12 protein-coding genes are annotated in these 12221 nt (G+C 66.2%); all 12 read left to right on the top strand.

The window, feature by feature from the left end; translation table 11 throughout:
- Positions 1–303: 303 nt before the first annotated feature.
- The 12 genes from ABE488_RS06510 (at position 304) to nuoL (ending at position 12221) form a co-directional block, all read left to right on the top strand.
- The gene (locus tag ABE488_RS06510) at positions 304–660 is read left to right on the top strand and encodes an NADH-quinone oxidoreductase subunit A (RefSeq protein WP_183426507.1); all 357 of its coding nucleotides are present in this window, start codon (positions 304–306) and stop codon (positions 658–660) included.
- Positions 651–1229, top strand: coding sequence for an NADH-quinone oxidoreductase subunit B (locus ABE488_RS06505; RefSeq protein WP_183426506.1), 579 nt, complete (start codon positions 651–653; stop codon positions 1227–1229). The genes ABE488_RS06510 and ABE488_RS06505 overlap by 10 nt, the downstream gene beginning before the upstream one ends.
- Entirely contained in the window at positions 1222–1995 is a 774-nt protein-coding gene (locus ABE488_RS06500) for an NADH-quinone oxidoreductase subunit C (RefSeq protein WP_346442310.1), read from the top strand. Before ABE488_RS06505 ends, ABE488_RS06500 begins: the two co-directional genes overlap by 8 nt.
- Positions 1992–3308 (top strand): NADH-quinone oxidoreductase subunit D, encoded by a 1317-nt coding sequence (locus ABE488_RS06495; protein WP_346447550.1) that lies wholly within the window; start codon positions 1992–1994, stop codon positions 3306–3308. The genes ABE488_RS06500 and ABE488_RS06495 overlap by 4 nt, the downstream gene beginning before the upstream one ends.
- Positions 3305–3832 carry an NADH-quinone oxidoreductase subunit NuoE gene (gene nuoE, locus ABE488_RS06490; protein WP_346442311.1) on the top strand — a complete coding sequence of 176 codons (528 nt, stop codon included), beginning with the start codon at positions 3305–3307 and terminating at the stop codon, positions 3830–3832. The genes ABE488_RS06495 and nuoE overlap by 4 nt, the downstream gene beginning before the upstream one ends.
- A 14-nt stretch (positions 3833–3846) precedes the next feature.
- Entirely contained in the window at positions 3847–5214 is a 1368-nt protein-coding gene (nuoF, locus tag ABE488_RS06485; RefSeq protein ID WP_346442312.1) for an NADH-quinone oxidoreductase subunit NuoF, read from the top strand.
- 103 nt (positions 5215–5317) lie between these two features.
- On the top strand, positions 5318–7549 hold the full coding sequence (nuoG, locus tag ABE488_RS06480; protein ID WP_346447549.1) for an NADH-quinone oxidoreductase subunit NuoG: 2232 nt from the start codon (positions 5318–5320) through the stop codon (positions 7547–7549).
- Between the two features lie 8 nt (positions 7550–7557).
- Positions 7558–8682 carry an NADH-quinone oxidoreductase subunit NuoH gene (gene nuoH, locus ABE488_RS06475; protein ID WP_346442395.1) on the top strand — a complete coding sequence of 375 codons (1125 nt, stop codon included), beginning with the start codon at positions 7558–7560 and terminating at the stop codon, positions 8680–8682.
- Positions 8682–9170 carry an NADH-quinone oxidoreductase subunit NuoI gene (nuoI, locus tag ABE488_RS06470; RefSeq protein ID WP_183426500.1) on the top strand — a complete coding sequence of 163 codons (489 nt, stop codon included), beginning with the start codon at positions 8682–8684 and terminating at the stop codon, positions 9168–9170. Before nuoH ends, nuoI begins: the two co-directional genes overlap by 1 nt.
- 3 nt (positions 9171–9173) lie before the next feature.
- Positions 9174–9827, top strand: coding sequence for an NADH-quinone oxidoreductase subunit J (locus ABE488_RS06465; protein ID WP_346442314.1), 654 nt, complete (start codon positions 9174–9176; stop codon positions 9825–9827).
- Entirely contained in the window at positions 9824–10150 is a 327-nt protein-coding gene (gene nuoK / locus ABE488_RS06460) for an NADH-quinone oxidoreductase subunit NuoK (RefSeq protein WP_337245097.1), read from the top strand. The genes ABE488_RS06465 and nuoK overlap by 4 nt, the downstream gene beginning before the upstream one ends.
- A gap of 7 nt (positions 10151–10157) precedes the next feature.
- A complete protein-coding gene (gene nuoL, locus ABE488_RS06455; protein ID WP_346442315.1) occupies positions 10158–12221 on the top strand; it encodes an NADH-quinone oxidoreductase subunit L in 2064 nt (687 codons plus the stop codon).

Here is a 12221-nt window from a genome sequence, read left to right as displayed (position 1 = left end):
CCCCCGCGAAAGCGGGGGTTTTTCGTTTGCATCGGGCGCGCTTGGGCGTCGTTGGGGCGGGATCTTGCGGCGTGGGTCCGGTCGGCCCGTGCTCGGCGCGCTGCGGGCGGTCGAAATGCTGTGTCCGCCGGGGTAATCGTTTACTCGCCAGTTCTGAAAACGGTACAATTAGGGGGATCGGTGGAGGCGTCGCCAAGGCGGCGGTCCCCGATATGCGTGAGGCGCCCAGGCGCCTTGTGAGTGCGACGTCACGACGTCGAGCCAAGGCCGCGATCGTGCGGCTGTAGCCGAGAGAACAATCCAGTGCTGGCCGAATATCTGCCGACCCTGCTGTTCCTGATCGTTGCCACGGGGATCGGCATCGCCTTGCTGGTCGTTGGCAACCTGCTCGGGCCCAAGCGCCCGTCGCTGGAGAAGCTGTCGCCCTACGAGTGCGGATTCGAAGCATTCGAGGACGCGCGCATGCAGTTCGATGTGCGCTACTACCTGATCGCCATCCAGTTCATCGTCTTCGACCTGGAAATCATCTTCATCGTGCCCTGGGCCACCGTGTTCCGCGAACTCGGCATGCTCGGCCTGATCGAGATGGGCATCTTCGCCGGCATGCTGCTGCTCGGCTTCATCTACGTGTGGAAGAAGGGAGCGCTGGAATGGGAGTGAGCCAGACCGTTGCGCGCCTGATGAACAACCCGCTGCCGGAAGGCCGGGTCGACGACATCCTGCGCCCCGAAGGCGAGAATCCGCTGCTCGAGCGTGGTTTCGTCACGACCAGCTCCGACGCGCTGCTCAACTGGGCGCGGACCGGCTCGATGTGGCCGATGACCTTCGGCCTGGCCTGCTGCGCGGTCGAGATGATGCACGCCGGCGCGGCGCGTCTGGACCTGGACCGCTACGGCGTGGTGTTCCGTCCCAGCCCGCGCCAGTCCGACGTGATGATCGTGGCCGGCACCCTGGTCAACAAGATGGCGCCGGCACTGCGCAAGGTCTACGACCAGATGCCCGACCCGAAGTGGGTCATCTCGATGGGCAGCTGCGCCAATGGTGGCGGTTACTACCACTATTCCTATTCCGTGGTGCGCGGCTGCGACCGCATCGTGCCCGTGGACGTCTACGTGCCGGGCTGTCCGCCGACGGCCGAGGCGCTGGTCTACGGCATCCTGCAGCTGCAGAAGAAGATCCGCCGCGCCACCAATTTCGGCGACGAGAAGACGGGGCTGCGCGATGCGTGACCAACCTGTTCGGGAATCGGCGAGCGCATTCGCCGCGCGCCTGCGCACCCGCTTTGCAGATGCCGAGGTCGCCGTCGCGCTGCCGCGTGGCGAGGTGGCGATCACCACCGCCGGCGACTGGCTCGACACCTGTCGCGTGCTGCGCGAGGAGTTCGGCTTCGAGTCGCTGATCGACCTGTGCGGCGTCGACTATCTGGGCTACGGCAGCGATGAGTGGGACACCGAGGTGTCCTCCGAGGGCTTCAGCCGCGGCGTCGAAGGTCGTGGTCCGGGGCGCTTCCGCTTCGGCGAGGCGCCGAGCCGCCAGGTCGGCCAGCCCGATGCGACCGCCGAGATCCCGGTCCCGCAGCGTCGCTTCGTCGTGGTCGCGCAGTTGCTGTCGATCCGCCACAACCGCCGCCTGACGGTGCGCTGCTTCGCGCCGAGCGACGACCTGCCGGTCGTCTCCTCGCTGACCGGGCTATGGCCGGTCGCCGACTGGTTCGAGCGTGAGGCGTTCGATCTGTTTGGCGTGATTTTCGAAGGCCATCCGGACCTGCGCCGCATCCTGACCGACTACGGCTTCGTCGGTCATCCGTTCCGCAAGGATTTCCCGTTGATCGGCAACGTCGAAGTGCGTTACGACGCCGAGCGCAAGCGCGTGGTCTACGAGCCGGTGACCTCGGTCGAGCCGCGCGTCGGCGTGCCGCGCGTGATCCGCGACGATGCCCGCTATGCGACCGCCAGCGGCGAGCAGATGGCCCGCCGCGCGGAGGACGCCAAATGAGTGCCGTGCCGACTACCTCCCTGCACCAGGCGAACACCACGCCGAGCGCGGATGTCCTCAAGCAGGAGATCCGCAACTACACGTTCAACTTCGGCCCGCAACATCCGGCCGCGCATGGCGTGTTGCGCCTGATCCTGGAAATGGACGGCGAAACGGTGATGCGCGCCGATCCGCATATCGGCCTGCTGCATCGCGGGACCGAGAAGCTGGCCGAGTCCAAGCCGTTCAACCAGTCGATCGGCTACATGGACCGCCTCGACTACGTGTCGATGATGTGCAACGAGCACGCCTACGTGCGCGCCATCGAGACGCTGATGGGCATCGAGGCGCCCGAGCGCGCGCAGTGGATCCGCACCCTGTTCGACGAGGTCACGCGGATCCTCAATCACCTGATGTGGATCGGCTCCAACGCGCTCGATCTGGGGGCGATGGCGGTGATGCTCTATGCGTTCCGCGAGCGCGAGGAGCTGATGGACGTCTACGAGGCGGTCTCGGGCGCGCGCATGCATGCGGCCTACTACCGACCCGGCGGTGTCTACCGCGACTTGCCCGAGCGCATGCCGCAGTACAAGGAATCGCGCTGGCGCAAGGGCGAAAAGCTCAAGCGCTTCAATGCCTGGCGCGAGGGCTCGATGCTCGACTATCTGGAGGCGTTCGCCAAGGACTTCCCCAGCCGCGTCGACGAGTACGAGACCCTGCTCACCGACAATCGCATCTGGAAGCAGCGCACCGTCGGCATCGGCGTCATCCCGCCCGAACAGGCGATGGCCTGGGGCATGACCGGCCCGATGCTGCGTGGTTCGGGCATCGAGTGGGATCTGCGCAAGACCCAGCCGTATGCGCGCTATGCCGATGTCGACTTCGATATCGCGGTCGGCGTCAACGGTGACTGCTATGACCGCTACCTGGTCCGCGTCTTCGAGATGCGCCAGTCGGCACGGATCATCGCCCAGTGCGTCGCGTGGCTGAAGGCCAACCCCGGCCCGGTCATGCTCGACAACTACAAGGTGTCGCCTCCCTCCCGTGCGGAGATGAAGGACGACATGGAAGCGCTGATCCACCACTTCAAGCTGTTCACCGAGGGCTACTGCGTGCCCGAGGGCGAGACCTACAGCGCGGTCGAAGCGCCCAAGGGCGAGTTCGGCTGCTACCTGGTCTCCGACGGCGCGAACAAGCCGTTCCGCGTGCATCTGCGCGCGCCCGGCTTTGCGCATCTCTCGTCGATGGACGCGATCACCAAGGGCCACATGCTCTCGGACGTCGTCGCGATGATCGGCACCTACGACATCGTGTTCGGAGAAGTCGACCGATGAAGGCGACCGGAAATTTCGAGAACGCCCGCAACGTCGACCCGATGGTCGTGCTCAGCGAGGACACCCGCGCGCACATCGACCACTGGTTGACCAAGTTCCCGCCCGACCGCAAGCGTTCGGCGGTGCTGCAGGGCCTGTTCGCGGCGCAGGAGCAGAATGGCGGTTATCTCACCGACGAGATCATCGCCGGTGTCGCCAAGTACCTGGACCTGCCGCCGGTGTGGGCCTACGAAGTCGCGACGTTCTACTCGATGTTCGAAACCGAGAAGGTCGGCCGCAACAACGTCGCCTTCTGCACCAACATCAGCTGCTGGCTCAACGGCGCCGAGGACCTGGTTGCGCACGCCGAGAAGAAGCTCGGCTGCAAGCTGGGCGAGTCCACGGCCGACGGCCGCGTCTTCCTCAAGCGCGAGGAAGAATGCGTCGCCGCGTGCTGCGGCGCGCCGGTCGTGGTCATCAACGGTCACTACCACGAGAAGCTCTCGCCCGAGAAGGTCGACGAGCTGCTCGATGGTCTGAAGTAGGGCAACGCGCGGACATGGCACATCACCATCCCAAGTCTTCCGAAGGCTACGGGCCCGTCGGGCCTGCGCCCAAGGAACACCAGGCGGTCTACACCACGCTGCATTTCGACAAGCCGTGGAGCTACGAGAACTACCTCAAGACGGGTGGTTACAGCGCGCTGCGCAAGATCCTCGAAGAGAAGATCCCGCCGGCCGACGTCATCGAGATGGTCAAGCAGTCGGGCCTGCGCGGCCGCGGCGGCGCGGGCTTCCCGACCGGCCTGAAGTGGAGCTTCATGCCCAAGGGCGAGATGCAGAAGTACATCCTCTGCAACTCCGACGAGTCGGAGCCCGGCACCGCCAAGGACCGCGACATCCTGCGCTACAACCCGCACGCGGTCATCGAGGGCATGGCGATCGCCTGCTACGCGACCGGCTCGAGCGTGGCCTACAACTACCTGCGCGGCGAGTTCCACCACGAGCCGTTCGAGCATCTCGAGGAAGCCACCGCCGAGGCCTACGCCAATGGCTGGCTGGGCAAGAACGTGCTCGGTTCGGGCATCGATATCGACATCTACAACGCGTTGGGCGCGGGCGCCTACATCTGCGGTGAGGAAACCGCGCTGATGGAATCGCTCGAAGGCAAGAAGGGCCAGCCGCGCTTCAAGCCGCCGTTCCCGGCCAACTTCGGCCTGTATGGCAAGCCGACCACGATCAACAACACCGAGACCTACGCCTCGGTGCCGGCGATCGTGCGCAACGGCCCGGAGTGGTTCCTGAACCTGGGCAAGCCCAACAACGGCGGCTGCAAGATCTTCTCGGTCTCCGGCCACGTCGCGCGTCCTGGCAACCACGAGATCCGTCTGGGCACGCCGTTCTCCGAACTGCTCGACCTGTGCGGCGGCATGCGCAACGGGCACCGCATCAAGGCGGTGATCCCGGGCGGCTCGTCGATGCCGGTGCTGCCGGGCGAGACGATGATGGGTCTGACGATGGACTACGACGCGATCCAGAAGGCCGGTTCGGGCCTGGGGTCGGGTGCGGTCATCGTGATGGACGAGACCACCTGCATGGTGCGCGCCTGTCAGCGCATCGCCCGTTTCTACTTCAAGGAGTCCTGCGGCCAGTGCACGCCCTGCCGCGAGGGCACCGGCTGGATGTACCGCATGCTGACCCGCATCGCCGAACACAAGGCGACCGTCGACGACCTGCAGATGCTGCGGGCGGCCGCCGGCCAGATCGAGGGACACACCATCTGCGCGTTCGGTGAGGCCGCTGCGTGGCCGGTGCAGGGGTTCCTGCGCCACTTCTGGGACGAGTTCGAGTACGCGATCGTCAACCGGCGCTTCCTGGTCGACGATCAGCGCAACGGCACCGTGGTGGCGAAGGCGGTGGCCGCATGAGCGCAGCACGTCTCCAGCTCCCCGGACGCATTCGCGCGTCGCGCGAACGCGCCCAGCCCCTCGACTCGAGGGGCGTCGTCGCAATGTTGAAGGGTGTCGCCGCATGAGCGCGCAACCTGTGAATCCGAATCTGCCGCCCGACCACGTCACCGTCTTCATCGACGGCGTCGAGCTGGCCGCGCCCAAGGGCTCGATGATCATCCAGGCCGCCGACAAGGCCGGCATCGCGATCCCGCGCTTCTGCTATCACGACAAGCTGGCGATCGCGGCGAACTGCCGGATGTGCCTGGTCGAAGTCGAAAAGATGCCCAAGCCGGCGCCGGCCTGCGCCACGCCGGTGATGGACGGCATGAAGGTCGTCACGCGCAGCGAAAAGGCTCTCAAGTCGCAGCGCAACGTGATGGAGTTCCTGCTGATCAATCATCCGCTCGATTGCCCGATCTGCGATCAGGGTGGCGAGTGCGAGCTGCAGGACCTGTCGCTGGGTTACGGCCGCTCGGTCAGCCGTTTTGCTGAGCGCAAGCGCGTGGTGCCCGACGAAGACCTCGGTCCGCTGGTCGCCACCGAGATGACGCGCTGCATCCAGTGCACGCGCTGCATCCGCTTCACCGCCGAAATCGCCGGCACCTACGAGCTGGGCGGCATGCAGCGCGGCGAGAACCTGCAGATCGGCACCTACGACGGCAAGCCGCTGACGACCGAACTGTCGGGCAACGTCATCGACGTGTGCCCGGTCGGCGCGCTGACCAACAAGGTCTTCCGCTTCCGCGCGCGGCCGTGGGAACTGATCGCGCGCGAGTCGCTCGGCGGCCATGACGCGCTGGGCAGCAACTTGTTCCTGCATCTGCGCCGCGGTGAAGTGATGCGGGCGGTGCCGCGTGACAACGAAGCGGTCAACGAGTGCTGGCTGTCGGATCGCGATCGCTATTCGCATCAGGGGCTGGCGGCCGAGGACCGGGCGCTGCATCCGCAGATCAAGGACGGTGGCCAGTGGCGGGAGGCGACCTGGGACGAGGCGCTCACGCGCGCGGCCCGGATCCTGCGCGACAACCCGGCCGACGAACTCGGCATGCTGGTGCATCCGGCCACCTCGAACGAGGAGGGCGCGCTGCTGGCGCGTCTGGCCGATGCCCTGGGTACGGGCAACCTCGACCACCGCATCGCCCAGCGCGACCTGTCCGACGGCGCCGTCGCGCAAGCCTTCGCGATGCCGGTCGCCGAGCTCGACAAGGCCGACGCGGTGCTGATCGTCGGATCCAACCTGCGCCACGAAGTGCCGCTGCTGCACCACCGTGTGCGCCAGGCATGGAAGCGCGGCGCGAAGGTCTACGTCGTCAATCCGGTCGATTTCGAGTTCACCTTCGACATCGCCGACAAGGCCATCGTGCCGCCGTCGCGTATCGCCCAGACGCTGCAGGTCGGCGAGCTCGCCGACGCACTGCGCGGCGCCGCGCATGCGGCGATCATCGTCGGCGCGCAGGCGGAAGCCAGCGCGCACGCCGCCGACATCCGCAAGGCCGCGGCCGCGCTCGCGCAGTCGACCGGGGCCGCGCTGTGCCGGATCCCGCAGGGCGCGAACGCGGTTGGCCTGACGGCGGCCGGCGTGCTGCCGACCACGCGCGATGCCAACGCGATGCTTGCGCAGCGTCGCGGCGCCTATGTGATCTACGGCATCGAGCCGGGCCTGGACTTCGCCGATCCGGCGCAGGCGATGCAGGCACTGGGTGCAGCCCAGGTCGTGGCCTTCAGCCAGTTCGCCTGCGAATCCACCCGCAGCGTCGCCGACGTGATCCTGCCGATCGGCGCGCTCGCCGAGATCGATGCCACGCTGACCAACCTCGACGGACGCGCGCAGCATGCGACCGCAGCGGGCAAGCTGCCGGGCGATGCCAGGGCGGGCTGGCGTGTGCTGCGTGCGCTCGGCGGCGAGCTGGCGGTGCCGGGCTTCGAGTTCACCGATCTGGCCGGCCTGCGTGCCAGCCTGCAGCCGCGGACCGTGGCGGTTGCGGCCTCCGCGGCCCCGACGGTGGACGGCGACGGGCTCGAGCTGGCGGTGACCCAGGCGATCTACCGGGTCGATGCGCTGACCCGTCGCGCTGCGGCGTTGCAGTCCCATCCGCTGACCCTGGGTCCGCGCATCGCGCTGCATCCCGATGACGCCTCGGCGCATGGGGTGGCCGACGGACGCATGGCCAAGGTCACTAACGCAGTGGGCACCGGCACGTTGCAGGTCGTCGTCGACGATCGCGTCGCGCTCGGTGCGGCATGGATCGAATCGGGCTACGGCGCCACCGCGGCGCTGGTGGCCGGCAAGGTCAAGGTGGTGGCGGCATGAGCATGCCTATGTTGCAAGCCGGCACTTCGCAGGCCGGCGTCACGAACACTGCAACGCTGCTCGGCGATCTCACCGCGCCGCTGCACGAGGCCCTGCTGTCGCTGGGCGGCATCGGCGCGGTGCTGTGGATCGTGCTCAAGATCCTCGTGATCGCGATGCCGGTGATCATCGCCGTGGCGTTCTACGTGGTCTGGGAGCGCAAGCTGATCGGCTGGATGCACGTGCGTCACGGGCCGATGTACGTCGGCATGGGCATCTTCCAGGCCTTCGCCGACGTCTTCAAACTGCTGTTCAAGGAAGTCATCCAGCCGACCAACGCGCAGCGCGTGCTGTACGTGCTGGCGCCGCTGATCACCCTTGCGCCGGCATTCGCGGCCTGGGCGGTGGTGCCGTTCGATACCCAGTTGGTGCTGTCGAACGCCAATGCGGGCCTGCTGTACCTGCTGGCGATGACCAGCCTGGGCATCTACGGGATCATCCTGGCCGGCTGGGCGTCGAACTCCAAGTACGCGTTCCTGGGCGCGATGCGCGCCTCGGCGCAGATGATCAGCTACGAGATCGCGATGGGCTTCGCGCTGGTCGGCGTGATGGTCGGCGCCGGCAGCCTGAATCTGAGCGAGATCGTCATGGCGCAGTCCGGCGGCAAGGGCCTGTTCGACTGGTTCTGGCTGCCGATGCTGCCGCTGTTCGTGATCTATTTCGTGTCCGGTGTCGCCGAGACCAACCGCTCGCCGTTCGACGTCGTCGAGGGCGAGTCGGAGATCGTCGCAGGTCACATGGTCGAATACTCGGGGTCGGCGTTCGCGCTGTTCTTCCTGGCCGAGTACGCGAACATGATCCTGATCAGCTTCCTGACCGCGACGTTCTTCCTTGGCGGCTGGCTGTCGCCGTTCCAGGGCTGGTTCGACGGCGTGCCGGTGCTCGAATGGCTGGCGGTCGACGGCTGGTGGTGGCTGTTTGCGAAGGTGTTCTTCTTCGCCAGCTGCTTCATCTGGTTCCGCGCGTCGTTCCCGCGCTATCGCTACGACCAGATCATGCGGCTGGGCTGGAAGGTGTTCATCCCGATCAGCATCGGCTGGATCGTGGTCACCGCGTTGATGGCGTACTTCGGTGTATTCGAGGCAGGGCAGTGATGGGCAAGTTCGTTGCATGGTTCAGGAGCCTGCTGCTGCTCGAATTGCTCGGCGGCATGGCACTGACGTTCCGGTATCTGTTCCGGGACAAGTACACGCTGATGTACCCGATGGAGAAGGCGCCGCAGTCGCCTCGCTTCCGCGGGCTGCATGCGCTGCGCCGCTATCCCAACGGCGAGGAGCGCTGCATCGCGTGCAAGCTGTGCGAGGCGGTGTGCCCGGCGCTGGCGATCACGATCGATTCGGAGCAGCGCGCCGACGGCACCCGCCGCACCACGCGCTACGACATCGACCTGTTCAAGTGCATCTACTGCGGGTTCTGCGAAGAGTCGTGCCCGGTGGATTCGATCGTCGAGACGCATATCCACGAGTACCACTTCGAGAACCGCGGCGAGAACATCGTGACCAAGCCGCAGCTGCTGGCCATCGGCGACCGTCTCGAGTCCGAGATCGCCGAACGCCGCGCCGCCGACTCCGCGTACAGGTAAGCCATGGACCTCGCCCTGATCTTCTTCCTCGTCTTCGCCGCGACGACCGTGATGTCCGCGGTTGCGGTGATCAGCGCCCGCAACCCGGTGCATGCGGCGCTGTTCCTGGTGCTGACGTTCTTCTCCACCGCCTGCACCTGGCTGCTCATCGGCGCCGAGTTCCTCGGTATCGCCCTGGTGCTGGTCTATGTCGGCGCTGTGATGGTGCTGTTCCTGTTCGTGGTGATGATGCTCGACATCGATGTCGCGCCGCTGCGCGAAGGCTACGTGCGCTATCTGCCGGTCGGCCTGATCGTGGCGGTGGTGATGCTGCTCGAGATCCTCGCGTTGATCGGCGTGCGCAGCCGCATGACGCCATTCGCGGTCGATGCGGTCGACGCGGCCGGGGCCTCGAACACGGTGTGGCTGGCCCGCCGGCTGTTCACTGACTTCCTGCTGCCGTTCGAGGTCGCCGCAGTGATCCTCACCGTTGCGGTGATCGCCGCGGTGACGCTGACGCTGCGCCGCCGTCCGGGCGCCAAGCACCAGAACCCGGGCGAGCAGGCGCGCGTGCGTGCCAAGGACCGTATGCGCGTGGTCAAGATGGACGCGGTGCGTCCGGTGGTCGAGGGGCCGGCCGATGCCGGCGACCTGCCGACCGAGGGAGAAGCGAAATGACCGAGCTGTTCGGAACCGGCCTGTCGCTGGGCCACTACCTGTCGCTGGGCGCGGTGCTGTTCTGCATTTCCGTGGCGGGCATCTTCCTCAACCGGAAGAACGTGATCATCCTGCTGATGTCGATCGAGCTGATGCTGCTCGCGGTCAACATCAACTTCGTCGCGTTCTCGCGCGAGTACGGCGATGCCGCCGGCCAGATCTTCGTCTTCTTCATCCTGACCGTGGCCGCGGCCGAGGCCGCGATCGGCCTGGCGATCCTGGTCACGCTGTTCCGCAACCGGCGCACGATCAACGTCGCCGAACTCGACACGCTGAAGGGCTGAGCCGGGCATGGAGTACACGATTTCAAAGAGCATCCTGGTCGCGATCGTCCTGGCCCCGCTGCTGGGCTCGGTCATCGCCGGCCTGTTCGGACGCCAGGTCGGGCGCGTCGGCGCGCACGTGGCGACGATCGCCGGTGTCGCGGTCAGCTGTGCGCTGTCGGTCTACACGCTGTGGCAGCTGCTGCAGGGCGCCGCACCGTTCAACGAGAACGTCTACACGTTCTTCGAGGTCGCCAACTATTCGGCGCATGTCGGCTTCCTGGTCGACAACCTGACGGCGATGATGATGGTCGTGGTGACCTTCGTGTCGCTGCTCGTGCATCTGTACACGATCGGCTACATGGCCGAGGACCCCGGCTACCAGCGGTTTTTCAGCTACATCTCGCTGTTCACCTTCTCGATGCTGATGCTGGTGATGGGCAACAACTTCCTGCAGCTGTTCTTCGGCTGGGAGGCGGTGGGCCTGGTGTCGTACCTGCTGATCGGCTTCTGGTTCAAGAAGCCCAGCGCGGTGTTCGCCAACATGAAGGCGTTTCTGGTCAACCGCGTGGGCGACTTCGGCTTCCTGCTCGGGATCGCCGGCGTGCTGTACTGGTTCGGCAGCCTTGACTACGCGACCGTGTTCGCAGCCGCCGACACCACGATCGGCGGCGGGCAGACGGTCGAGATCATCGGCGGTTTTGAGTGGTCGGTGGCCACGCTGGTCTGCATCTGCCTGTTCATCGGTGCGATGGGCAAGTCGGCCCAGGTCCCGCTGCACGTGTGGCTGCCCGACTCGATGGAAGGCCCGACCCCGATCTCGGCGCTGATCCACGCCGCGACGATGGTCACCGCCGGCATCTTCATGGTGGCGCGCATGTCGCCGCTGTTTGAACTGTCGGAGACCGCGCTGCAGTTCATCCTGTTCATCGGTGCGACCACCGCGTTCTTCACCGGCCTGATCGGCATCGTGCAGAACGACATCAAGCGCGTGGTCGCGTACTCCACGCTCTCGCAGCTTGGCTACATGACGGTGGCGTTGGGCGTGTCGGCGTATTCGGCCGCGGTGTTCCACCTGATGACGCACGCGTTCTTCAAGGCGCTGCTGTTCCTGGCCGCCGGCTCGGTGATCATCGGCATGCACCACGAGCAGGACATGCGCAAGATGGGCGGCCTGCGCAAGTACATGCCGATCACGTTCTGGACCAGCGTCATCGGCACGCTGGCGCTGGTGGGCACGCCGTTCTTCAGCGGCTTCTACTCCAAGGACACGATCATCGAGGCGGCCAAGCATGCCGGCGACGGCGGCTGGGTGTATCAGTACGCGTACTGGTCGGTGTTGCTGGGTGCGTTCGTGACCTCGTTCTACAGCTTCCGCCTGCTGTACATGACCTATTTCGGCAAGGAGCGCTTCCGCGACGCGCACGCCTCCGATGCGCACGATGCGCACGATGACCATGGTCATCACGGCCATGGCGCACACGAGCCGCACGAGTCGCCGTGGGTGGTGACGCTGCCGCTGATCCTGCTGGCGATCCCGTCGATCCTGATCGGTTACTTCACCGCAGGGCCGATGCTCTTCGGCACCGATTGGAGCGGCCACCATGCAGGTACCGGGTTCTTCGATGGCGTGATCCACGTGCTGGCGTCCAACGACGTGCTGGCGGCGCTGAAGGAAGATCTGTGGCATGGCCCGGTCGGCTTCGCGCTGCACGGCTTCGTTGCACCTGCGTTCTGGCTGGTCGTGGCCGGCTTCGTGCTTGCCACGGTGATGTACTGGTGGAAGCCGGAGCTGCCGGCCAAGGCCGCGCGCGTGTTTGCGCTGCCGATCCGGGTGCTGGAGCGCAAGTACTTCGCCGACGACCTGTGGATCGGCGGCTTTGCCGGCGGCGGCGTCGCGCTGGGCAAGCTGTCGCGCGTGTTCGACACCAAGGTCATCGATGGCCTGTTCGTGAACGGCTCGGCGCGCGTCGTCGACCTGGTCTCGGGCCTCGTCCGCCGGCTGCAGTCCGGCGCTCTCTACCACTACGCATTCGCGATGATCGTCGGCCTGATCGTGCTCCTGGCCGTCCTCATCAAGTACTGGCGCTGA

This window comes from Luteimonas sp. TWI662 (assembly GCF_039673825.1).
GTDB lineage: Bacteria > Pseudomonadota > Gammaproteobacteria > Xanthomonadales > Xanthomonadaceae > Luteimonas.
Note: the sequence above shows the minus strand (reverse complement) of the source record. Positions and strands in the feature narration are given on the sequence as shown.